The sequence below is a fragment of the Streptomyces sp. CB02980 genome (assembly GCF_014451325.2).
Lineage (GTDB): Bacteria > Actinomycetota > Actinomycetes > Streptomycetales > Streptomycetaceae > Streptomyces.
Genome location: NZ_JACSCH020000020.1, coordinates 71,934 through 93,776, shown reverse-complemented (window position 1 = coordinate 93,776; position 21,843 = coordinate 71,934). Strand labels below are relative to the sequence as shown.

At 73.1% G+C, this 21,843-nt stretch carries 19 protein-coding genes; 6 read left to right on the top strand and 13 right to left on the bottom strand.

Features of this window, described 5'->3' with window-relative positions:
- Positions 1–11 precede the first annotated feature (11 nt).
- The 6 genes from hflX to miaA all read right to left on the bottom strand — a co-directional run bounded on the left by hflX (position 12) and on the right by miaA (position 8,600).
- Positions 12–1,505, bottom strand: a complete 1,494-nt coding sequence (gene hflX / locus E0F75_RS32635) for a GTPase HflX (protein WP_229314572.1) — start codon at positions 1,503–1,505, stop codon at positions 12–14.
- A 223-nt stretch (positions 1,506–1,728) separates the two neighbouring features.
- Entirely contained in the window at positions 1,729–3,222 is a 1,494-nt protein-coding gene (locus E0F75_RS32630; protein ID WP_229314571.1) for a M1 family metallopeptidase, read from the bottom strand.
- A 167-nt stretch (positions 3,223–3,389) separates the two neighbouring features.
- Positions 3,390–5,795, bottom strand: coding sequence for a bifunctional (p)ppGpp synthetase/guanosine-3',5'-bis(diphosphate) 3'-pyrophosphohydrolase (locus E0F75_RS32625; RefSeq protein ID WP_229314570.1), 2,406 nt, complete (start codon positions 5,793–5,795; stop codon positions 3,390–3,392).
- A 204-nt stretch (positions 5,796–5,999) separates the two neighbouring features.
- Positions 6,000–6,878, bottom strand: a complete 879-nt coding sequence (dapF, locus tag E0F75_RS32620; protein ID WP_229314569.1) for a diaminopimelate epimerase — start codon at positions 6,876–6,878, stop codon at positions 6,000–6,002.
- A gap of 174 nt (positions 6,879–7,052) precedes the next feature.
- Positions 7,053–7,553: a hypothetical protein gene (locus tag E0F75_RS32615; protein WP_229314628.1), complete on the bottom strand. Its 501-nt coding sequence runs from the start codon at positions 7,551–7,553 to the stop codon at positions 7,053–7,055.
- Positions 7,554–7,661: 108 nt separating this feature from the next.
- Positions 7,662–8,600, bottom strand: coding sequence for a tRNA (adenosine(37)-N6)-dimethylallyltransferase MiaA (gene miaA, locus E0F75_RS32610; protein ID WP_229314568.1), 939 nt, complete (start codon positions 8,598–8,600; stop codon positions 7,662–7,664).
- A 154-nt stretch (positions 8,601–8,754) separates the two neighbouring features.
- Between miaA and E0F75_RS32605 the strand changes: the two genes are divergently transcribed.
- Both E0F75_RS32605 and E0F75_RS32600 read left to right on the top strand, forming a co-directional pair.
- Positions 8,755–9,069: a hypothetical protein gene (locus tag E0F75_RS32605; RefSeq protein WP_229314567.1), complete on the top strand. Its 315-nt coding sequence runs from the start codon at positions 8,755–8,757 to the stop codon at positions 9,067–9,069.
- Between the two features lie 50 nt (positions 9,070–9,119).
- Positions 9,120–9,476 carry an antitoxin gene (locus E0F75_RS32600; RefSeq protein WP_229314566.1) on the top strand — a complete coding sequence of 119 codons (357 nt, stop codon included), beginning with the start codon at positions 9,120–9,122 and terminating at the stop codon, positions 9,474–9,476.
- A gap of 98 nt (positions 9,477–9,574) precedes the next feature.
- On the opposite strand, the gene E0F75_RS32595 is transcribed toward E0F75_RS32600, so the two are convergent.
- From E0F75_RS32595 to miaB, 3 genes are all read right to left on the bottom strand, one after another.
- Positions 9,575–10,345 (bottom strand): class III extradiol dioxygenase subunit B-like domain-containing protein, encoded by a 771-nt coding sequence (locus tag E0F75_RS32595; RefSeq protein WP_229314565.1) that lies wholly within the window; start codon positions 10,343–10,345, stop codon positions 9,575–9,577.
- Between the two features lie 69 nt (positions 10,346–10,414).
- Entirely contained in the window at positions 10,415–10,693 is a 279-nt protein-coding gene (locus E0F75_RS32590; protein ID WP_229314564.1) for a hypothetical protein, read from the bottom strand.
- Between the two features lie 28 nt (positions 10,694–10,721).
- Positions 10,722–12,251, bottom strand: a complete 1,530-nt coding sequence (miaB, locus tag E0F75_RS32585) for a tRNA (N6-isopentenyl adenosine(37)-C2)-methylthiotransferase MiaB (RefSeq protein ID WP_229314563.1) — start codon at positions 12,249–12,251, stop codon at positions 10,722–10,724.
- A gap of 329 nt (positions 12,252–12,580) precedes the next feature.
- Here miaB and E0F75_RS32580 point away from each other — a divergent pair, with 329 nt between their 5' ends.
- From E0F75_RS32580 to E0F75_RS32570, 3 genes are all read left to right on the top strand, one after another.
- Complete coding sequence (locus tag E0F75_RS32580; protein ID WP_229314562.1) at positions 12,581–13,252, top strand: DedA family protein; 672 nt, start codon at positions 12,581–12,583, stop codon at positions 13,250–13,252.
- 197 nt (positions 13,253–13,449) lie between these two features.
- Entirely contained in the window at positions 13,450–14,544 is a 1,095-nt protein-coding gene (locus E0F75_RS32575; protein WP_229314627.1) for a histidine kinase, read from the top strand.
- Complete coding sequence (locus tag E0F75_RS32570; protein WP_229314561.1) at positions 14,535–15,179, top strand: response regulator transcription factor; 645 nt, start codon at positions 14,535–14,537, stop codon at positions 15,177–15,179. The genes E0F75_RS32575 and E0F75_RS32570 overlap by 10 nt, the downstream gene beginning before the upstream one ends.
- A 69-nt stretch (positions 15,180–15,248) precedes the next feature.
- On the opposite strand, the gene E0F75_RS32565 is transcribed toward E0F75_RS32570, so the two are convergent.
- A complete protein-coding gene (locus E0F75_RS32565; RefSeq protein ID WP_229314560.1) occupies positions 15,249–16,358 on the bottom strand; it encodes a CaiB/BaiF CoA-transferase family protein in 1,110 nt (369 codons plus the stop codon).
- 151 nt (positions 16,359–16,509) lie between these two features.
- On the opposite strand from E0F75_RS32565, the gene E0F75_RS32560 reads away from it, so the two are divergent.
- Positions 16,510–16,926 carry an organic hydroperoxide resistance protein gene (locus tag E0F75_RS32560; RefSeq protein ID WP_229314559.1) on the top strand — a complete coding sequence of 139 codons (417 nt, stop codon included), beginning with the start codon at positions 16,510–16,512 and terminating at the stop codon, positions 16,924–16,926.
- Positions 16,927–17,068: 142 nt separating this feature from the next.
- Here E0F75_RS32560 and hemL read toward each other — a convergent pair whose 3' ends face one another.
- The 3 genes from hemL to hemA are packed head-to-tail and all read right to left on the bottom strand — an operon-like array spanning position 17,069 to position 21,839.
- The gene (gene hemL / locus E0F75_RS32555) at positions 17,069–18,370 is read right to left on the bottom strand and encodes a glutamate-1-semialdehyde 2,1-aminomutase (protein WP_229314558.1); all 1,302 of its coding nucleotides are present in this window, start codon (positions 18,368–18,370) and stop codon (positions 17,069–17,071) included.
- A complete protein-coding gene (locus E0F75_RS32550) occupies positions 18,367–20,430 on the bottom strand; it encodes an acetate--CoA ligase family protein (RefSeq protein WP_229314557.1) in 2,064 nt (687 codons plus the stop codon). Before E0F75_RS32550 ends, hemL begins: the two co-directional genes overlap by 4 nt.
- Complete coding sequence (gene hemA / locus E0F75_RS32545) at positions 20,427–21,839, bottom strand: glutamyl-tRNA reductase (protein ID WP_229314556.1); 1,413 nt, start codon at positions 21,837–21,839, stop codon at positions 20,427–20,429. Before hemA ends, E0F75_RS32550 begins: the two co-directional genes overlap by 4 nt.
- Positions 21,840–21,843: the final 4 nt, after the last annotated feature.

The window sequence follows — 21,843 nt, the reverse complement described above, 5'->3', positions numbered from 1 at the left end:
CGTGCGTCAGGTCAGTGCGCTGCGGGAACGTACGGCGCGAGCATCGCCGCCAGTTCCTCGTGCACCCGGGCCTTGAGCAGGGTGCCCTCCGGGGTGTGCTCCTCGGACTCGACCTCGCCCTCGGCGTGCACCCGCGAGACGAGACCGCCCTGCGTGTACGGCACGAGGGCTTCGAGCTCGACCCGCGGGCGCGGCAGCTCGGAGTCGATGAGCGCGAGCAGCTCCTGCATGCCCTGGCCCGAACGGGCCGAGACCACGATGGAGTGCTTCTCCATCCGCAGCAGTCGCTGGATCACCAGCGGGTCCGCGGCGTCGGCCTTGTTGATGACGACGATCTCCGGCACGTTCACCGCGCCGACGTCCCGGAAGACCTCGCGCACGGCGGCCAGCTGCTCCTCCGGCGCCGGGTGCGAGCCGTCCACCACGTGCAGGATGAGGTCGGAGTCGCCGACCTCCTCCATGGTGGAGCGGAACGCCTCGACCAGGTGGTGCGGCAGGTGCCGGACGAAGCCGACGGTGTCGGCCAGGGTGTAGACCCGGCCGGTGGGCGTCTCGGCCCGGCGGACGGTCGGGTCGAGCGTGGCGAACAGGGAGTTCTCCACGAGCACGCCCGCGCCGGTGAGGCGGTTGAGCAGGGAGGACTTGCCGGCGTTCGTGTATCCGGCGATGGCGACCGACGGCACCTTGTTGCGGCGCCGCTCCTGCCGCTTGATGTCGCGGCCGGTCTTCATCTCCGCGATCTCCCGGCGCATCTTCGCCATCTTCTCGCGGATACGACGCCGGTCGGTCTCGATCTTGGTCTCACCGGGACCACGGGTGGCCATGCCGCCACCGCCGCCGCCACCCATCTGACGGGACAGCGACTGACCCCAGCCACGGAGGCGCGGCAGCATGTACTGCATCTGCGCGAGCGCGACCTGCGCCTTGCCCTCTCGGGACTTGGCGTGCTGGGCGAAGATGTCGAGGATCAGGGCAGTCCGGTCGACCACCTTGACCTTGACGACGTCTTCGAGGGCGATGAGCTGGCCGGGGCTGAGCTCGCCGTCGCAGACGACGGTGTCGGCGCCGGTCTCGACCACGATGTCGCGCAGTTCGCGCGCCTTGCCGGAGCCGATGAAGGTCGCCGGGTCCGGCTTGTCACGGCGCTGGATCACGCCGTCGAGCACGAGGGCGCCCGCCGTCTCGGCGAGGGCCGCGAGTTCCGCGAGGGAGTTCTCCGCGTCCTGGACGGTCCCGGAGGTCCAGACACCGACCAGTACCACGCGCTCCAGGCGCAGCTGGCGGTACTCGACCTCGGTGACGTCCTCGAGCTCGGTGGAGAGGCCCACGACACGGCGCAGGGCCGCGCGCTCGGAGCGGTCGAACTGGTCGCCGTCCCGCTCTCCGTCGATCTCGTGGCTCCAGGCGACGTCCTCTTCCATCAGGGCATCGGCCCGAAGGCTCTCGGTACGGCTCGTCTCCGCGAAGCTCTGCTCGTCCTGGGAAGGGGAAGAAGAGGAGGTCATTTGATCCTTACGTCGATTGCTTCCACAGCGGCACCGGTTTCGGCGCGCCATGGAGCGATGAGTCTTATGCCGTCACAACGCGTGAGGGTCCGGGAAGATTCCCGGACCGTCGGCCGCGTTGCCGACCTGAAGATGGTGACACGCCCCGGCGGGGCCCGTCATCCGGGTTTCGGGGCGGTGCGGTCATCCGGGTTTTCGGGGGGCATCCGGGTTTTCGGGGCGGTCATCCGGGTTTCGGGGCGGTCCGGGCGGCGGCCTCGGCCGGGCGACTGCGCCAGTCCGGGTGGCCGGGCATGGCCGGGGTCTTCGCCTCGTACAGCCAGCCGCGGAAGAAGGCGGTCAGGTCGCGTCCGGCGATCTCACCGGCCAGGGCGACGAAGTCGGCGGTGGTGGCGGTGCCGTCCCGGTGGTCGGCGACCCAGCGCCGCTCCAGACGCCCGAAGGCCTCGGTGCCGATCTCCTGGCGGAGCGCGTACAGGACGAGGGCGCTGCCGTCGTAGACCACGGGCCGGAAGAGGCTGATCTTGTGGCCGGGCGAGGGCGGCTCGGGGGCGGCCGGCGGGCCGCCGTCGGCCCTCCACCCGTCGGAGGCGGCGTAGGCGGCCTTCATGCGCCGCTCCAGGGACTTGCCCGCGGTCTCGTCGGCGTACAGCGCCTCGTACCAGCTGGCGTGCCCCTCGTTGAGCCACAGGTCGGACCAGGTCCGCGGCGAGACGCTGTCGCCGAACCACTGGTGGGCCAGCTCGTGCACCATGACGGAGTCGACGTACCACTCCGGGTAGCCCGGCTCGGTGAAGAGGCGGCGCTCGAAGAGCGACAGGGTCTGGGTCTCCAGCTCGAAACCCGTGGTGGCGTCCGCGATGAGCACCCCGTACGTCTCGAAGGGGTACGGGCCGACCTTCCGCTCCATCCACTCCAGGTGGCCGGGGGTCCTGCGGAGCCAGGGCTCCATCAGCTCCCGGTCGGCGGTGCGCACCACGTCCCGTACGGGCAGGCCGTGCGGGCCTGACCGGTGCACGACGGTGGAGCGGCCGATGGACACCTGGGCGAGCTCGGTGGCCATGGGGTGGCTGGTGCGGTACGTCCACGTCGTCGTGCCGCCCCGGGTGATCCGGCCGGTGGGCAGGCCGTTGGCGACGGCGGTGAGCTCGCTGGGGGCGGTCACGCGGAAGGTGAAGTACGCCTTGTCCGACGGGTGGTCGTTGGACGGGAAGACCCGGTGGGCGGCGTCGGCCTGGTTGGCCATGGCGAGACCGTCGCTGGTACGGACCCAGCCGCCGGTGTCGGCGGGACCGCTCGGGTCGCTGGTGTGCGTGACGGTGATCTCGATCGACTCGCCCTCGTCGATCGGCACCGCGGGTGTGACGACCAGGTCCTCGCCGCTGGTGGCGTACGTGGCGGCCAGACCGTCGACGGTGACGGCGGAGACCGTGCCGTGGGTGAAGTCGAGGTTGAACCGCTCCAGGTCGTCGGTGGCGAGCGCGTCGATCCGGGTCACGGCGGCCAGTGGTGCGGTGTTGACCCCGGGGTAGGTGAGGTCGACGGCGTACGAGAGGACGTCGTAACCGGGATTGCCGAGGTGGGGGAAGAGCGGGTCCCCGATGCCCAGCGGCGCCGGGGCGGGCAGCGCGGCGGCGACGAGCCCGGCCGAGGCGGCGACCAGGACGGCGGAGCGGAGCCACCGCGCGCGGGGCAGGGGCGTTCGGACGAGCGGCATGGGCCAGGCCTTTCCGGAGGACTGGCCCTACGGCTACCAGGGCCGCGCCCGCTCCCCCGGGCGGCGCGCTCGCCCGCCACTCGAAGGGGGACACGACCGGGTCCCATGCCGCGCCGGGCCGACGCCTCGCGGCGCCGCGCCGTCCCCGGCGAATCAGGCCCGGCCCGTCAGGCCCGGCGGGGCTCCGGGGAGCGGTGGCGGGCGCGGCTCACGTCGTACACCCCGGGCACGTCCCGCATGGCCCGCATGAGGGCGGCGAGCCGGGCCACGTCGGGCAGGTGGAGGGTGTACGTGTGGCGGACCCGCTGCTCGCTGGGCGGCTCGACGGTCGCGGAGACGACGGCGGCCCCGGCGACGGCGATGGCCTCGGTGAGGTCGGCGAGGAGACCTGGTCGGCCGAAGGACTCCGCGACGAGGGTGACCCGGCCGTGGGTGGTGTCGCCCCAGCGGACGGCGACGGGATCGCGGCCGAGCCGGCGCATGGTGTCGACGGCCGCGCAGCCGTTCCGGTGGACGGTGACGGATCCGCCGCGGACCCGGAATCCGGTGATCTTGTCCGGCGGTACGGGGGTGCAGCAGCCGGCCGGCCGGACGGAGGCACGGGGCTCGCCCTCCAGGTCGGCGTGGAGTTCCGCGCCGGAGCGGTGGTCGGCGGTGACGCCGGACTGGGGCCGGGGGCCGGTCGTGGCGACGGGCGGCGCGGCGCTCTCCGGATGGGCCTGGAGCCAGCCGGTGATCGCGATCCGGGCCGCGGGGGTACGGGCGTGGTCGAGCCATTCCGGGGACGGCCCGGAGACGGTGTCCTGGGCGAGCAGCAGCTGGACGGTGTCCCCGTCGCCGAGGACGGTGCTGAGGGGCGCGAGGCGCCCGTTGACGCGCGCGCCGAGACAGGCGTGGGCGGCTTCGCCGTGCTGGGCGTAGGCGGCGTCGACGCAGCTGGCTCCGGCCGGGAGGCTGATCGTTCCGGGGGTGCTCCCGTCGGCGCGGAAGACGGTGATCTCGTCGTCCTCGGCGAGGTCGGCGCGGAGCGAGGTCCAGAAGGTGTCCGGGTCGGGGGCGGCCTGCTGCCAGTCGAGGAGCCGGGAGAGCCAGCCGGGGCGGGTGGGGTCGACGCGCTCGCCGTCCTCGGCGGCCGGGGTGTCGACGGTGGCGGGGGCGTCGGGTTTGGCTGGTGCGTCGGGTGCGGCTGGTGCGCCGGACCCTCCCGACGTGGCCGATGTGGCCGATGTGGCGCGGGCGGCAGGCGTGGCGCGGTTGGCCTGTGCGGCGGACGTGGCGTGTGCGGCGGTGTCCCGTGGGGTGGTGGTTCCCGGACGGCCGGTGTGCGCCGGCGCCGAGGAGGCCGCGGCGGCCTGGGCGTCTCCGTCCGGGGTGCCGCCCGGCTGCCCCGTCGTCTCCTGCCCCACGTGCGGGTTGCCCAGGGCGACGACCCCCGCCTCCGCGACCGTGTGCATCCGGTGGGTGCGGATGAGGACCTCGGCCACGGCGCCGTCGGGGGCCGCGACGGCGGTGTGCAGGGACTGGTACAGGTTGAACTTGGGGGCCGCGATGAAGTCCTTGAACTCGGAGATCACCGGGGTGAAACAGGTGTGGAGCTCGCCGAGGACCGCGTAGCAGTCGGCGTCCTCGGAGACCAGGACGAGGAGCCGCCCGAAGTCGCAGCCGCGCAGCTCGCCGCGCTTGAGGCGGCTGCGGTGGACGGAGACGAAGTGCCGGGGGCGGACGAGGACTTCGGCGCCGATGTCCGCCTCGCGGAGGACCGCCGAGACCTGCTCGGCGACGGCGCCGAGCGCGTCGCCCGCGTGCGGGTTCCCGGCGATGAGCGCGCGGGTGTTCTCGTACTCCTCGGGGTGGAGGATGGCGAAGACGAGGTCCTCCAGCTCGGTCTTGAGGGCCTGGACCCCGAGCCGTTCGGCCAGCGGGATGAGCACGTCCCGGGTGACCTTGGCGATCCTCGCCTGCTTCTCGGGCCGCATCACCCCGAGCGTGCGCATGTTGTGGAGCCGGTCGGCGAGCTTGATCGACATCACCCGGACGTCGTTGCCGGTGGCGACGAGCATCTTGCGGAAGGTCTCCGGCTCGGCGGCGGCGCCGTAGTCGATCTTCTCCACCTTGGTGACGCCGTCGACGAGGTAGGCGACCTCGTCACCGAACTCCCGACGCACCTGATCGAGCGTCACATCCGTGTCCTCGACGGTGTCGTGGAGGAGGGACGCGGTCAGGGTGGTGGTCTCCGCGCCGAGTTCGGCGAGGATCAGCGTCACCGCGAGCGGGTGGGTGATGTACGGCTCGCCGCTCTTGCGGAACTGGCCGCGGTGCGAGGACTCCGCGAGGACGTACGCCCGGCGCAGCACCGAGAGGTCGGCCTCGGGATGGTGGGCGCGGTGCGCCTCGGCGACATGACTGATCGCGTCGGGCAGCCGGTCACGGGGGGCCGGTCCTGCGGTGGCGCCGAGCAGCGCGGCGCGGCCGATCCGGCGCAGGTCGATTCGGGCACGTCCGCGTCTGCGGGCGGTCGCATCGGTGACGGCGGCTTCCGCCGGGCTCACAGGGTTGGTGGCCTCTGCGCTCATGGGGCACCTCCGGCAACGTCGACCGGCGGTGGGCGGGCCAGGCGTACCCGGGGGGCCGGTGCTTGATGCTACCGACCCCACCACGTGGCGCAGTCGCCCTCTCGCTCAGCGTGAAACGGATCACCCATTCGAGCGACAAATCAGTCGTTGACTGTTTCGATTCCGTCGCTTCCTTCGATTCCCGCGCCGCTGCGGAGCTCGGCCTCAGCCGAGCCAGGCGGGGTCGACGGTGCCCTCGGCGACGATCACGGCGGGGCCCGTCATGTCGATCTGCCCGTCGGGGTGCTCGGTGATGACCAGCGTCCCGCCGAGCACGTCGACGGTGTACGTGACGGGGGTGCCGCTCTCGGCGGGGTCGGCACCGTCCCGGCGGGCGGTGGCGACGGCGACGGCGCACGCGCCCGTGCCGCAGGAGCGGGTCTCGGCGGCGCCGCGCTCGTGGACCCGCATGGCGACGTGGCGGGGGCCCCGGTCGGCGACGAACTCGATGTTCACCCCGTCCGGGTAGACCTCGGCCGGAGCGTACGGCGGCTCGGTGAACAGGTTGCCCGCGTGGTCGAGGTCCTCGACGAAGGCGACCGCGTGCGGATTTCCCATGTTCACGTTGCGCGCGGGCCAGCTGCGGCCGTCGACGGTGACGGTGACGCCGGCCTCGGGGAGGACCGCGCGCCCCATGGCGACGGTGACGGAGCCGTCCTTGTCGAGGTGGACGCGCTTGATCCCGCCGCGGGTGGCGACGGCGACCTCGCCGGCGGTGACGTGCCCGGCGTGCTCCAGGTAACGGGCGAAGACCCGGACCCCGTTCCCGCACATCTCGGCGACCGAGCCGTCGGCGTTCCGGTAGTCCATGAACCACTCGGCCTCTTCGGCCATGTGCCGGGCCTCGGGGTGGGCGGCGCTGCGCACGACGTGCAGCAGCCCGTCGCCACCGATGCCGGCCCGTCGGTCGCAGAGGCGCGCGACGGCGGCCGCGGGCAGGTCCACGGCGTTCTCCGCGTCGGGGACGATCACGAAGTCGTTCTCGGTGCCGTGGCCCTTGAGGAACCGGAGGGGCGGAAGTGCTGAGGTCTGCGCGCTGGTCACGAGATCAACTGTACGGGGTGGCCCCGACAGGCCGCCCGGTCGTCCACAGGGCGGTCGGTACGAGACGGTCGGCGTCGGCCAGTACGAGAAGGCCGGCGTCGGTCGGTACGCGCGCGGTGGAGCCCGGAGGGTCGTACGGAGCCGTCGGCAGGAGACCGTGGCCCCGCCGTACGGTCAGCGCAGGCGGGCGACGCGCCAGACCGCGAGGGCGACCAGCGCTGCGATCGTCGTCGCGTACAGCGCGAGGTAACGCCAGTTCGGGCGCTCGCCCGAGCCGCGCTGCGGGAGGCCCGGCCAGGTGTAGCCGACCTTGCGGGCGGCCATCATGCCCCAGCCCGCCGCGCAGAAGCTGATCAGCAGGCCCAGCATGGCGAGGACGGCGCCGCCGTCCCCCGAGCCGAAGGCGAGCGGGAACGCGAACATCAGCGAGCCGACGGCCGCGAGACCCACGATCGGGGCGAGCTGCCAGATCCGCAGTCGGCGCTGGGGACGCAGTTCGACCTCGACCTCGTCGGCGTCCACCTCGACGGCGGTTCCCACCGCGTCGTCGGGGCCGTCTGGGGTCAGCCCCGGGGCACCGACCGGCAGGTCGCCGGTCGGACGGCCCGGTGTGTCACCCGTCGGGTCACCGAGCGCCGATTCGTGCTGTTCTCTGTCGCGAGGGCCGGCCTCCATCGCCACGCGCCCTCCCCACTCGGACTCCACTTGGTCGATCGATGCTCGATGATGGCACGCTCCTGACCGCCGAAATGACGGGCAGGGCGTCCCGATGCCATCACGTGATCAGGCTGTAACCGCTCGTTCGACCAACGAGAGCGCCTGCCCCGGGAGTTCCCCCCGGTGATCGGCGGCTCCGCTGAGCCAGTGGACACGCGGGTCACGGCGGAACCACGAGTCCTGGCGGCGGGCGAAGCGCTTGGTGGCGCGCACGGTCTCGGCGCGCGCCTCGTCATCGGTGCACTCCCCCGCGAGCGCGGCGAGGACCTGCTGGTAGCCGAGGGCGCGGGCCGCGGTGCGCCCCTCGCGCAGGCCCTGGGCCTCCAAGGTGCGCACCTCGTCGACGAGGCCGGCCTCCCACATCCGGTCCACGCGCGTGGTGATCCGCTCGTCGAGCTCGGGGCGGCCCACGTCGACACCGATCTGGACGGTGTCGTAGACGGAGTCGGGACCCGGCAGGTTGGCGGTGAAGGGCTTGCCGGTGATCTCGATCACCTCGAGGGCGCGGACGATACGGCGCCCGTTGCTGGGCAGGATCGCGCGGGCCGCCTCGGGGTCCGCTTCGGCGAGCCGGGCGTGCAGGACGCCGGGGCCGCGCTCCTCGAGCTCGGCCTCGAGCCGGGCCCGGACGGCGGGGTCGGTGCCGGGGAACTCGAGGGCGTCGACGGCACCCCGTACGTACAGACCGGAGCCGCCGACGAGGACGGGGGTGCGGCCGGCGGCGAGCAGCCGGTCGATCTCGGCGCGGGCGAGCCGCTGGTACTCGGCGACGCTGGCGGCCTCGGTCACGTCCCAGATGTCGAGGAGGTGGTGCGGAACACCGCCGCGTTCCTCCGGCGTCAGTTTGGCGGTCCCGATGTCCATCCCCCGGTAGAGCTGCATGGAGTCTGCGTTGACGACCTCGCCCCCGAGCTGCTGAGCCAGGAATACACCCAGATCGGACTTTCCGGCCGCTGTGGGGCCGACAACGGCGATGACCCGCGGGGCGGGAGCTGCGCTTCTCACCGCACCAGTCTCGCAAACCTCCCGGCCCGTCCCCGAATGAGCTACGTGACGGGGCTCATCCGGCTTCGTTGCCTGTTGCGAGGTTCCGGCCGTCGATCATCACGGAATCCCTCCCATCCGAGTACGCTATGGAGTGAATATGGGCGTTTTTGCAATGTTTCGCCGTAAGAAGAAGGATGCGGCCGCGGTTTCGTCGGAGGAGACGGAGACCGGGGCCGTCGCTCCGGCGGCGGGCGGCGACACGGAGACGGAGGCCGGGACGGAGGCCGGGACGGACGCCCCGGAGACCGCGACCGCATCCGGGGTCGACACGGCGAAGGCCGCGACCGCGAAGGCGGACGGTGTCGACGCGGACGAGGTGGAGCCCGGAGCGGTCGCCTCGGAGGCCGTGGACGTCGTGGAGATCCCGAAGCAGCAGTCCGCCGAGGCCGCCGCGGACAACGAGGCCGGCGAAGGCGCCCGTAAGTAGGCAGCACACGGAACACGGACTCCTCGGGGTCCTCGGAGGGAAGGTGCCCCATGGGTCTCCTGGATTCGCTGAAGGCAAAGCTCGCCCCGGCCAAGGACAAGGTCGCCGACCTCGCGCAGCAGCACGGGGGCAAGATCGATCACGGCATCGAGAAGGCCGCGAAGCTGGTCGACGAGAAGACCAAGGGCAAGTACAGCGACAAGATCCATTCCGGTACGGACAAGGCCAAGGACGCACTGGACCGGATCGGTCACAAGGACGACGGCACGCCGGGCAGCGGAGGCACTCCCGGGACCGGCCCCACCCCGGGGACCGGCCCCTTCCCCGGCACTGCCGGGTCCGGCCCCACCCCCGGGTCCGGCCCCACCCCCGGCAGTGGCGGCACGACGCCGCCGCCGAGCGCCTGACGTCCGGCGTCACCGACAGTCCCTCCGCACGGCGGACGGCCGCGGAGCACCTCGCTCCGCGGCCGTCCGCCGTTTCCGCAGGTCTGTGTGCCGGGGCCTCAGGACCAGGCGGCCACGAAATACCCCACGCCGTACGGGGCGTCCTCGAAGAGCAGCCGCCCGTCGAGGTCCGCACCCTCCGCGGCGCCCGCGAGGACCTGCCAGGGGGCCCGGCCGGCCGCCTTCAGCTCGTACGCGAGCTCCGGTTCCAGGGCGAGCAGCGCGGCCGCGTCGGCCGTGCCGAGGGCGCGGGCGGCCTCCGCGTCGAAGCCGGCGGCCCGCTCGTCGAGGTAGCCCGGGGCCTTCACGGTCCGGCAGGCGCTGCCGTCGCCCATCACCAGGAGGGCGACCCGCTCGGCCGAGTCGGCGAGGCCGCGGCCGATCCCGGCGCAGACGTCCGGCGTCGCCGTCGGGTCGACGCCCAGGCCCTCGATCGGCGCGTCGGCCCACGCGGCCCGGCCGAGGAGCCAGGCGCCGACGGCGAGGGAGGCGGGCAGGGGGCGGTCGGCGGCGGGCCGGCCCCCGCCGTCGTCGGCCGTTCCCCCGCCCGGAGTGGCAGGTACCCCGCCCGGAGGTACGGAGTCGCCGAGGCGTACGGAGAGATCGACGCCGAAGCCCGCGAAGGAGCCGGTCGAACCCGCCGGGAAGACGCCGTGGGCGCCCTCGTCGGCCGGCCCGACGACGTACAGCCGGTCGGGGCGCGCCGCGGCGAGCAGCCCGACGACATCGGTACAGGCCGCCCGCGCGGCGTCCAGCTCGAGGGCGGCTCCGGTCGCGACCTCGGGCACGAGGAGCGGCGGGCAGGGGCAGACGGCGGCGGCGACAAGCATGATCGGCAGCCTACTGCGCCCCGCCCACGGAGCCGGGCCTCCTGACACGCCGTCCGCCCCGGCGCGCCGCTAGTCGGGCGCCCCGGCCTTCGAGTCGTGGACCAGCTCGGCGATGCCCATCGTGATCTCGGACAGCGTCACCGCGCCCTTGACGATCACCAGGCAGCTGTCGCCGCCCGGCATGCGGTAGACCTCGCGCCACTTCTCCCGCATGGGCTCGCGGTACGTCCTGGTGGCGGCGAGCAGCGCCTCCCGGGCGTCCTCCCGGGTGCCGGTCACCCGGGAGACCACCTCGGTGAAGTAGGAGTCACCCGACCCGTACTGCGCGTAGACGATCCACTTCTCCATGCGTTCCCCCCACGGGTACGAACGGGTGTCAGTGGCTCCCGCAGACCGGGACCTCGGCCGCCGGGAGCGGCTCCGGGACCCCGATCTTCGGCAGCCCGAGCAGCACGCCCGCCGGCTTCGCGGCGGCCGTGGTGGTGCGCTTCTCCCAGGCGTCGCCGGCGCGGGTGCGGCGCACCGCCGCGACGGGGCCCTCGGCGAGCAGGTGGTGCGGGGCGGCGTACGTGATCTCGACGGTCACGACGTCGCCGGGGCGGACGTCCTCGTCCGGCTTGGTGAAGTGGACGAGCCGGTTGTCGGGGGCGCGGCCCGAGAGGCGGTCGGTGGCGCCGTCCTTGCGGCCCTCGCCCTCGGCGACCATGACCTCCAGGGTGCGGCCGACCTGCTTCTTGTTCTCCTCCCAGGAGATCTCCTCCTGGAGGGCGACGAGCCGCAGGTAGCGGGCCTGCACGACCTCCTTGGGGATCTGGTTCTCCATGTCGGCCGCCGGGGTCCCGGGGCGCTTGGAGTACTGGAAGGTGAAGGCGTTCGCGAAGCGGGCCTCGCGCACGGCGTGCATGGTCTGCTCGAAGTCCTCCTCGGTCTCGCCGGGGAAGCCCACGATGATGTCGGTGGAGATGGCGGCGTGCGGGATGGCCTCGCGGACCTTCTCGATGATCCCGAGGAAACGCTCCTGCCGGTACGAGCGGCGCATCGCCCGGAGGATCGAGTCCGAGCCCGACTGCATCGGCATGTGGAGCTGCGGCATCACGTTCGGCGTCTCGGCCATCGCCGCGATCACGTCGTCGGTGAAGTCGCGGGGGTGCGGGGAGGTGAAGCGGACCCGCTCCAGGCCCTCGATCTGTCCGCAGGCGCGCAGCAGCTTGGAGAAGGCCTCGCGGTCGCCGAGGTCGGAGCCGTACGCGTTCACGTTCTGGCCGAGCAGGGTGATCTCGGAGACGCCCTCGGCGACGAGCGCCTCGATCTCGGCGAGGATGTCGCCGGGGCGGCGGTCCTCCTCCTTGCCGCGCAGGGCGGGGACGATGCAGAAGGTGCAGGTGTTGTTGCAGCCGACGGAGATCGAGACCCAGGCGGCGTACGCGGACTCGCGGCGGGTCGGCAGCGTCGAAGGGAAGGCCTCGAGCGACTCGGCGATCTCGATCTGCGCCTCCTCCTGCACGCGGGCGCGCTCCAGGAGGACGGGCAGCTTGCCGATGTTGTGCGTGCCGAAGACCACGTCGACCCAGGGGGCCTTCGAGACGATCGTCTCGCGGTCCTTCTGCGCGAGACAGCCGCCGACGGCGATCTGCATGCCGGGGCGCGTGGTCTTCATCGGGGCGAGCCGGCCGAGGTTGCCGTACAGCTTGTTGTCGGCGTTCTCGCGGACCGCGCAGGTGTTGAAGACGACGACGTCGGCGTCCCCGTCGGAGCCCTTGGGGGCCTTGACGTAACCCGCCTCTTCCAGCAGACCGGAGAGCCGCTCGGAGTCGTGGACGTTCATCTGGCACCCGTAGGTGCGGATCTCATAGGTCTTGGTGCCGTCAACGCTCACTGCGGTGCTCCGGTCGCTGCTGCTCGTCATGCGTCCAAGGGTAGGCGGTCCCCGGAGAGCCTCCGGCCGGACAGGGGAGCCGAGGCCGGGGAGCCGGACCAGGGAGCCGGACCAGGGAGCCGGATCGAGGAGCCTGATCGAGGAGCCGAACCAGGAGGCCGGACCAGGAGGCCGGGCCGCCCGCCGGGAGCCGGGCCGCGCAGCCGTGACCCTGCGGTTTTCCGCAGGGTCGGTCGTACGGAGAACCGCACCGGGTGGGGCGGGAACCCTCATACCAGCGCTGAGCTGCGGTTCCTAGGTTCGAGGGAGAAGAGCGGGGCACCCGCCCCGCACCCTCCCGGCCTGCTTGGAGTCCTGTCATGCACCTCGACCTCACGACCATGGCGATCGCCCGGCAGCCCGCCGACGGCGTCGCCGGCTGGGCCGCCGGCCTCGTCGACACGATGGGCGGCCCCGGAGCCGGCCTCGCCATCGCCCTGGAGAACCTCTTCCCGCCGCTGCCCAGCGAGGTGATCCTGCCGCTGACCGGTTTCGCCGCCGGACAGGGGGTGCTGAGCCTGGCCTCGGCGCTGTTCTGGACGACGCTCGGCTCGGTGGTGGGAGCGGTGGCGCTCTACTGGATCGGGGTGCTCTTCGGCCGGGACCGGATGCACGCGATCTGGCGGAAGCTGCCCCTGGTGAAGCCCTCGGACCTGGTCCGTACCGAGGAGTGGTTCGCCAGGCACGGCACCAAGGCCGTCTTCCTCGGGCGGATGGTGCCGATCTTCCGGAGCCTGATCTCGGTGCCCGCCGGTGTCGAGCGGATGCCGATGCCGCTCTTCATCATGCTCACCACGCTCGGCAGCCTCATCTGGAACAGCGTCCTCGTGGTGGCCGGTTACTGGCTGGGCGACCGGTGGGACGTGGTGGAGACGTACGTGGGTGTCCTGTCGAAGGCGGTGCTCGTCATGGTCGTCGTCGCCGTCGTGGCCTATGTGGCGGTCCGGCTGCGCGGCCGCGGCCGGGCCGCCCAGCACCGGCGCGCGTCGTGACCCGCGACTCCCGCCCCACCGACACGGCACCGCCCGCACAGTCCTGGCGATCTTGCCCGGGCTGTGCGGGCGCATTAGTCTCGGGCCCCGTGCACGGGGACGGGGAGTCGGCGAGTACCGGGAACGACGCGGGTGCGGACGGACCCGTCACCCGTACGACCGTCCCGTCCTGGCCCCGTCGCGGCCTCGGGACCCTCATCGGTTGCGCGACCGCGTTGCTCGGCGCCCTCCACTTCCTCGTCGTCGGTACGGCCCTCGGCCCGTTCCTGCTCTGGCCGCGCACCCGCGCCGGTGCCCTGGAGGTCCTGATGGCCGGCGCCCGGCGCCTGGTCACCGTCGAACGGGTCCGCCGCTCCGCCTTCTTCGGCGACCTCTTCCCCGAGCACTACGAGGCCTCGGACCGGAAGATCCTGCGCTACCTCGCCGTCCGCAGCTATACGGGACTGCTCTGCGCGGTCGTGCTCGCGCTGCTCGTCCTCGGCGCCGTCCTGGCCGGAATCCTGGCGTACGGCGTGGGGCGGGGCACGCTCGACTGGGACGAACTGCTCACCCAGGTCCTGCTCGGCGGCGTGCTGCTCTTCCTCGACGTCCAGGGCCTGTACTCGCTGGCCGCGCTCGACGCCCGTACCGCCCGTGAGTGCTTCGGTCCCTCCGAGCGGGAACTGCTCCGGCGTCGTATCGCCGAACTCGCCGCCAGCCGGGCCGCCGTCGTCGAGGCCGTGGACGCCGAGCGACGGCGCATCGAGCGAGATCTCCACGACGGGGTCCAGCAGCGCCTGGTGGCGCTGGCGATGCTGATCGGGCGGGCCCGCCGCGGCCGCCGTCCCGAACAGGCCGACGCGCTGCTGCTCCAGGCGCACGAGGAGTCCCAGGGCGTGCTGACCGAACTGCGCGAGGTGGCATGGCGGGTGTACCCGTCGGCGCTCGACAGCCTCGGGCTCGAAGAGGCGATCGGCGGAGTCGCCGAGCGGAGCGGCATCCCGCTGCGGACCCGGTTCGAGGTCGCCGCGCCGCTGCCCCGGCCGGTCGAGACGGCCGCCTACTTCGTGGTGTCGGAGTCCGTGACGAACGCGGCCAAGCACTCCTCGGCCTCGGCGATCGCGGTGACCGTGGCCCTGGACGGGGCGCGGCTCACCGTACGGGTCGAGGACGACGGCACGGGCGGCGCGAGCGAGACCGGCAGCGGGCTGACCGGACTGCGCAGCCGGGTGGCCGCCCTCGACGGCGTGCTGCACATCCACAGCCCCCTCGGGGGACCGACCACCATCACCGCGGAGCTGCCGTGCGCGTAATCCTTGCCGAGGACTCGACCCTGCTGCGTGAGGGCCTGGTCAGGCTGCTCGCCGAGGAGGGCCACGAGGTCCTGGCGGCGCTGGGGGACGCGGTGACGCTGCTCAAGGAGGTCGAGGAGCGGCGGCCGGACGTCGTCGTCGTCGACATCCGGATGCCCCCGACCCATACGGACGAGGGGCTGCGGGCGGCCGTCGAGATCCGCGAGCGCCGGCCGGAGGTGGGCGTGCTCGTGCTCTCGCAGCACATCGAGCGCCATTACGCGGCCAAGCTCCTCGCATCCAACGCGGAGCGGGTCGGCTATCTCCTCAAGGACCGGGTGGCCCAGGTCGAGGAGTTCCTCGACGCGCTGGAGCGGATCCACGCCGGCGGCGCCGCCATCGACCCGGAGGTCGTACGGCAGTTGGTCGTCCGGACCACCCACGGGGATCCGCTCGCGCGGCTGACGCCCCGGGAGCGGACGGTCCTGGAGGCGCTCGCGGAGGGGCACACCAACGCGGCCATCGCGCAGAAGCTGCACATCTCGCTGAGTTCGGTGGAGAAGAACCTCAACGCCGTCTTCGACAAGCTGGAGCTGACCCACACGACCGGCTACAGCCGGCGGATCCTCGCGGTGCTCCGCTATCTGGAGTCGTAGCGACACCGGCCGTGGGCGAGGTGCGCTCCGGGTGCCGGGGCGGTCGTCCGCCCCGGCACCCGGCCGGGCTCACCCCCGCCACTCGGCGAGGACTTCCTCCGTGTGCTCGCCGGGGAGGGGTGCGCGGCCCGGAGCCTCTGCGGGGGTGCGGTCGAAGCGGGAGGGCGGGGCGGGCTGGAGGGTGGCGCTGGCGCCGATCGCCACGAAGGCCCCGCGGGCGGCGAGTTGGTGGTGCGCGGCGGCCTCCGCGGCCGTGAGGACCGGGGCCACGCCCGCGTCCACGGCGTCGAAGAGCTTCACCCAGTGCTCGCGGTCCCGGGTCGCGAAACGGGCCGCGATCAGCTCGCGCAGCGCGGGCCAGGCCGCCGGGTCGGAGCGGTCCGGGAGGGCGCCGTCCTCGGGGAGGGTGCCGGTGTCCGTGAGTCCCAGCTGCTCCAGAAGGTTCTGGTAGAGCCGGGGTTCGATGGCGGCGACCGCGAGGTGACGGCCGTCGGCGGCCCGGTAGAGCGAGTAGTGCGGGGCGTCGGTGACGGTGTGGTTGCCGGGGACCTCGCGCCACTGGTGGATGAGTGTGGAGATCAGGGCGGCGCCGTCCGCGAGCGCGGTGTCGACGACCTGGCCGCGGCCCGAGCGCTCCCGCTCGTGGAGCGCGGCGAGCAGCCCCTGCACATGGGCGTTGGCGCCGCCGGCGAAGCTGGAGAGGTACGCGGTCGGCGGCAGCACCGGGTCCCCGGTGGCCGGGTCGACGTCCAGGGCCCCGGTCAGGGCCAGGACCGCCAGGTCGTGGGCGGCGCGGCCGGCCCACTCGCCCTGCTGGCCCCAGCCGCTGACCCGCCCGTACACCAGGCGGGGGTTGCGGGCGTGGGCCGCCTCCGGCCCGATGCCGAGCCGGTCGGCGACGCCGGGGCGGAAGCCCTCGACCAGGATGTCCGCGTGCTCGACGAGCGACAGGGCCTGCTCGACACCCTCGGGGCTCTTGAGGTCGAGGGCGACCGAGCGGCGGCCGCGGGAGAGCGGGTTCTCCGCGGGGCGCGGTCCGTCGGGGCCGGCGGCCCTTCCGGGTGCCCGGTCGACCCGTACGACATCGGCACCGAGCCCCGAGAGGATGGTTCCGACGAACGCCGTCGGTGCCGAGCCCGCGAATTCCAGTACGCGCACTCCGGTCAGCGGTCCCGCCATGGCCAACTCCCTCGTGTCCAACGGTCTGTGATGCTTTCCACGCTATTCCGGCGAGCGAGGGAAGGGACTGCGGACATCCGTAGCGTCCGGAATTCGCCGGCACCCGAGACTGAGGGAATTCCCCTTTCCCGATGTCGAAAGGCATGACGAAATGGCCGTCGTCTACACCGCCGAGGTCACCTCCACCGGAGACGGGCGCAACGGCGCCGTGCGTTCCTCCGACGGGCTGCTCGACCTTCCGCTGTCGAGCCCCAAGGCCGTGGGAGGGTCCGGCACCGCGAGCAACCCCGAGCAGCTCTTCGCCGCCGGCTACGCCGCCTGCTTCCACAGCGCGCTCCGGGTCTCCGCGCGCGAATCCAAGGTCACGCTGACGGACGACACGGTCGTCGCCGAGGTGGCGCTCCACAAGGAGGCGAGCGGATTCCATCTGTCGGTCGTCCTCACCGTCGAACTTCCCGGACTCGAAGCCGACGAGGCCCGTCGCCTGGCCGACGCGGCGCACGGGCGGTGCCCTTACTCGAAGGCGATCCGGGGGAACGTCGAGGTGCGGGTGAACCTCGCCTCGTAGAACGTACGGAGGTGAATCCGTACCGCCGTGAATCCCTACCGAGGTGAATCCGTACCGAGGTGAATCCGTACGGATGTGAAGGGGAAAGCCCCCGTGGTCCTGCCACGGGGGCCTTCCTCGTCTCTCGTCCACGGCCCTGACGTCAGGGCGTCGCCGCCGCGGCCGCCGCGGCCGCCGCCGGCAGTGCCTCGACCACCCGGCTCACCGCCCGGTCGTCGTGCGAGGCCGAGATGAACCAGGCCTCGAACGGCGAAGGAGGCAGATAGACGCCGCGGCGCAGGAGCTCGTGGAAGAAGGGCGTGTAGCGGTACGACTCCGTGGCGCGGACCCCGTCGAAGTCGACGACCTCCTCCTCGGTGAAGAAGACCGAGAACATCGTGCCGGAGTACTGGACCCGGTGCGCCACGCCCTCCTTGGTCAGAGCCGCCGAGACCTCGCGGCCGAGCGTCGCCGAGACCTCGTCGAGCCGCTCGTACACCTCGGAGGTGCTGTGCCGGAGGGTGGCCAGGCCGGCGGCGGTGGCGACCGGGTTCCCCGAGAGCGTGCCCGCCTGGTAGACGGGCCCGGCCGGAGCCAGGTGGGCCATCACGTCGGCCCGGCCGCCGAAGGCCGCCGCCGGGAAGCCGCCGCCCATGACCTTGCCGAAGGTCAGCAGGTCGGGGGCGACGCCGTCCCGGCCGTACCAGCCGGAGCGGCCGGCGCGGAAGCCGGTCATCACCTCGTCGGAGATGAAGAGGGCGCCGTGGCGGGCGGTGATCTCCTTCAGGCCCGCGTTGAAGCCGGGCAGCGGCGGGACCGCGCCCATGTTGCCGGGGGCGGCCTCCGTGATCACGGCGGCGATCTCGTCGCCGATCTCGGCGAAGACCTTCTCGACGGAGGCCAGGTCGTTGTACGGCAGGACGATCGTGTCGCTCGCCTGGGCTCCGGTGACGCCCGGAGTGTCGGGGAGGGCGAAGGTGGCGAGACCGGACCCGGCGGAGGCCAGGAGCGCGTCCACGTGGCCGTGGTAGCAGCCGGCGAACTTCACGATCTTGCCGCGTCCGGTGAAACCGCGGGCGAGGCGGATCGCCGACATCGTCGCCTCGGTGCCGGAGCTGACGAGGCGGACCTGCTCGACCGGGGCGACCCGCTCGACGATCTCCTCGGCGAGCTCGACCTCCCCGGTGGACGGCGCGCCGAAGGAGGTGCCGAGCGACAGGGCCCGGGTGACCGCCTCGACGACGGCCGGGTGCCGGTGGCCCAGGATCATCGGGCCCCAGGAGCAGATCAGGTCGACGTACTCGTTGCCGTCGGCGTCGGTGAGGTAGGGCCCCTGGGCCGAGGCCATGAAGGGCGGGGTGCCGCCGACGGCCCCGAAGGCCCGCACCGGGGAGTTGACGCCGCCGGGGGTGACCCGGCGGGCCCGCTCGAAGAGCGCTCTGCTCGCGTTCCCTGCGCCGCTCATCGCCCGGCCTCCTCGGGAGCGTCGAAGCCGAGGGCCGCGTCGAGGACGACGGCACCCTTCGGGAGGACGCGGACCGGGTTGAGGTCCAGTGCGAAGCCGGCGGGCCAGTCCTGCACCAACTCGCCCACCCTGTGGAGGAGTTCGGCGGCGGCCTCGATGTCCACCGCGGCCCGCCCGCGCGCACCGCCGAGTATCTTCGCGCCGCGCAGCCCGGAGAGGAGGGCGGCCCCCTCGCCGGGGCCGAGCGGCAGGAGCCGGTGGCCGACGTCGTCCAGGACCTCGGTGAAGATCCCGCCGAGACCGGCGGTGAGCACCGGACCCAGGTCGGTGGTGTGGACGCCGACGATCAGCTCGACGCCCTCGCCACCCTCGTCGATCAGCTCCTCGACGAGCACCTGTCCGCCGAGCGCGGCGAGGCGGGCGTGGACCTCGGGCGCGGTGTCAGCGGTGACGCCGATCTCCACTCCCCCGGCCTCCGTCTTGTGGAGCAGGCCCGGTACGACGGCCTTGAGCACCGCCGTACCGCCGACCTCGGTCACGGCGCGCACCGCGTCCTCGGCGCTCTCGGCGATCCGGCCCTTCGGCACCGTGATCCCGGCCTCGGCGAGGAGCCGCTTCAGCTCGGGCTCGGTGGCCTCGGCGCCGGGTCCTGGCACGGTGCCGGGGCGCGGGGCGTCCGGCAGGGTACGGGGGCGGCTGACCTCCCAGAGGGCGGCGGCGGCGCGCAGGGCGCGGGCCGGCGTCGGGTACTCGGGGAGCCCGGCCTCGCGCAGGTCGCGCGGGGCGTCGGGGGCGAGGAAGTCGGCTCCGGTGCGGGCGACGAGAATGGGCTTGCCGCCCTTCTCGGCCGCCCGGGAGAGGGCGTTGACGGCCTTCTCGACATCGGGTCCGGCCATCACGCAGAAGGCGGCGACGATGATGTCGACGGTGTCGTCGGCGATCAGGACGTCGAGGGAGCGGTCGAAGAGCGAGGGGTCGCTGAGGACGGTGGCCGTGATGTCGACGGGGTTGTCGATGGCCCCGAAGGCGGGGACGATCTCGGCGAGCGCCTCCTTGCTGCGCGGCTCCAGGGCGCTGAGCTCCAGGCCGTGGGCCTCGACGGCGTCGGCGGCGAGGATGCCGGAGCCGCCGGAGGTGGTGACCACGGCGACGCGGTTCCCGGTGGGGCGCCGCTCGGACTCGAAGACCCGTGCCACGTCGAGGAGTTCGTCGATGTCGTCGACACGGACGATGCCGAGGCCGCGCAGGGCCGCGTCCAGGACGCGGTCGTCGGTGGCGAGGGCGCCGGTGTGCGAGGCGGCGGCCCGGCCGCCGGCCTCGGTACGGCCCGACTTGAGCAGGGCCACGGGCTTCCCGGAGCCGGCCAGTTCACGGAGGGTCCCGATGTCCGGGGTGTCCTCCAAGTAGCCAAGCAGACCCGTGACTTCGGGAACGGCGGCGAGTTCGCGGAGGACTTCGAGGGCGGTGACGTCGGCGTCGTTGCCGGTGCTGACGACCCAGCCGGGGCGCAGGCCCCGCTCCAGGGCGAGGCTGGCTGCCCCGAAGCCGAGGGCGCCGCTCTGGCTGACAAAGGCGAGCGTGCCGGGCTCGAAGGGCACGGACTCGGCGCCGAAGAGGGGGCTGAAGGTGGCGAGGACGCGGTTCTCGTACCCGACGGCGCCGATGCAGTTCGGGCCGATGATCCGCAGGCCGCCGGCGCGCGCCTTGGCGACGATCTCCTCCTGGAGGCGGGCGCCCTCCTCGCCCGTCTCGGCGAAGCCGGAGGAGGCGATCACGGCGAGCTTGACGCCGGCGGCCACGCAGTCGTCGACGGCGCCGGCGACCCGTTCGGCCGAGACCATGATCAGTGCCAGGTCGACGGGGCCCGGGGCGTCCTTCACGCTCGGGTACGCGGGGACGCCGAGGATCTCCGGGGAGCGCGGGTTGACCGGCAGGATGCGGCCCTTGTAGCCGTAGCGGAGGAGGTAGTCGAGCGGCTTGCGGCCCAGGGCGCCGGGGCGCTCGCTGGCGCCGATGACGGCGATGGATTCGGCTTCCCAGAGAGCCGAGATGTCACTCATGCGATGGCCTCGATCTTCGTCTCGTTCTGTGCGTTCGGGTCGCTCTGTGCGTTCGGGTCGTTCGGGGTGGTGCTCACGGCGCCGCCCTCGGCGTCCGCCGCCGCGAAGAGGCGGGCGAAGGCGGCGATGTGCCGGGCGCCGTCCGGGTCGGCCGCCAGCTCCCGCACCAGCACGGTGGGCTGGTGCAGGGCCTTGTCGACGATGCGCCGCACGCTGCGGTCGATCTCCCGCCGCACCGTGCCGTCGATCCCGTCGATGCCCTCCAACCGGCGGGCGAGCCGGTCGAGTTCGGCCTCGGCGGCCTCCGTGGCGGCGGTCCGCAGCGCGGTGAGGACCGGCTTGGCGCCGGCCAGCCGCAGTCCGGTGCGGAACTGCTCGACCTCCGCGTCGATCAGCTCGTGCGCGGCCTGCACGCTGGCCGCCGAGATCTCGTCCTCCTGGCCCTCCTCCGCGATCCGGCGGAGGTCGACGAAGGTGACGCCGGGCAGTTCCGCCGCGCCGGGCGCGATGTTGTGCGGCAGGGACAGGTCGAGCAGGAACAGCTCGCGGCCGTCCCGGGCGGCGAGCGCCTCCTCGACGTCCCGGGCGGAGACGAGGTGTCCGGTGGCGGCGGTGGCGCCGACGACCACGTCCACCTCGGTGAGCAGCTTGGGCAGGTCCGTCAGGTCGTACCCGACTCCCCCGGTGGTCTCGGCGAGCCGCTGCGCCTTCTCCGGGGTGCGGTTGGCGACGTGCACCCGGTCGAGGCCGGAGCGGCGCAGTGCGGCGACCACGACCCCGGCGAAGGCGCCGGCGCCGATGACCAGGGCGGTCTTGCCGTGCAGGGAGCCGACCCGGCGCTCGAAGAAGCCGAGTCCGGCGGTGGCGAGCGAGCGGCCCGCCTCGTTGAGCCCGGTCTCGTTCCGGGCCCGCTTGCCGACCCGCAGGGCGGTCTGCACGGCCTTGGCCAGGACCCGGCCGGTCCGGTCGAGCCGCTGGGACCGTTCGAGGCCGAGCTTCACCTGGCCGAGGATCTGGTCCTCGCCGACCACGACCGATTCGAGTCCGGAGGCCACGGCGAACAGATGGCGTACGGCTCCGTCGGCGTGGTGGCTGTAGAGGTGCGGGGCGATCTCGTCGTGGTCGACCCCGGTGTGCTCCGCGAACAGCCGTCCGAGGCCGGTCAGTTCGCCGACGCCTGCCGGTTCGCCCGCGTCCCCGAAGCCGGTGGGGCCGCCCCGGGTCTCGGCGTAGATCTCCAGGCGGTTGCAGGTGGAGACGACGACGGCGGCATCGATGCCGTCGACGGAGGTGACGTCGGAGACGAGGTCCTCGGCGGGCCGGTCGGTGCCGGCGAGTCTCTCCAGGAGGTCGAGCGGGGCGCTGGCATGGCTGATGCCGAGGACCAGCATGGTGGAGGACGGGCTCACCGGG

What these genes read in the sequence shown, in the direction of transcription:
- hflX (WP_229314572.1), bottom strand. Translation starts at nt 1,505, where the DNA reads ATGACCTCCTCTTCTTCCCCTTCCCAGGACGAGCAGAGCTTCGCGGAG.
- E0F75_RS32630 (WP_229314571.1), bottom strand. Translation starts at nt 3,222, where the DNA reads ATGCCGCTCGTCCGAACGCCCCTGCCCCGCGCGCGGTGGCTCCGCTCC.
- E0F75_RS32625 (WP_229314570.1), bottom strand. Translation starts at nt 5,795, where the DNA reads ATGAGCGCAGAGGCCACCAACCCTGTGAGCCCGGCGGAAGCCGCCGTC.
- E0F75_RS32615 (WP_229314628.1), bottom strand. Translation starts at nt 7,553, where the DNA reads ATGGAGGCCGGCCCTCGCGACAGAGAACAGCACGAATCGGCGCTCGGT.
- E0F75_RS32605 (WP_229314567.1), top strand. Translation starts at nt 8,755, where the DNA reads ATGTTTCGCCGTAAGAAGAAGGATGCGGCCGCGGTTTCGTCGGAGGAG.
- E0F75_RS32600 (WP_229314566.1), top strand. Translation starts at nt 9,120, where the DNA reads ATGGGTCTCCTGGATTCGCTGAAGGCAAAGCTCGCCCCGGCCAAGGAC.
- E0F75_RS32595 (WP_229314565.1), bottom strand. Translation starts at nt 10,345, where the DNA reads ATGCTTGTCGCCGCCGCCGTCTGCCCCTGCCCGCCGCTCCTCGTGCCC.
- E0F75_RS32590 (WP_229314564.1), bottom strand. Translation starts at nt 10,693, where the DNA reads ATGGAGAAGTGGATCGTCTACGCGCAGTACGGGTCGGGTGACTCCTAC.
- miaB (WP_229314563.1), bottom strand. Translation starts at nt 12,251, where the DNA reads ATGACGAGCAGCAGCGACCGGAGCACCGCAGTGAGCGTTGACGGCACC.
- E0F75_RS32580 (WP_229314562.1), top strand. Translation starts at nt 12,581, where the DNA reads ATGCACCTCGACCTCACGACCATGGCGATCGCCCGGCAGCCCGCCGAC.
- E0F75_RS32565 (WP_229314560.1), bottom strand. Translation starts at nt 16,358, where the DNA reads ATGGCGGGACCGCTGACCGGAGTGCGCGTACTGGAATTCGCGGGCTCG.
- E0F75_RS32560 (WP_229314559.1), top strand. Translation starts at nt 16,510, where the DNA reads ATGGCCGTCGTCTACACCGCCGAGGTCACCTCCACCGGAGACGGGCGC.
- hemL (WP_229314558.1), bottom strand. Translation starts at nt 18,370, where the DNA reads ATGAGCGGCGCAGGGAACGCGAGCAGAGCGCTCTTCGAGCGGGCCCGC.
- E0F75_RS32550 (WP_229314557.1), bottom strand. Translation starts at nt 20,430, where the DNA reads ATGAGTGACATCTCGGCTCTCTGGGAAGCCGAATCCATCGCCGTCATC.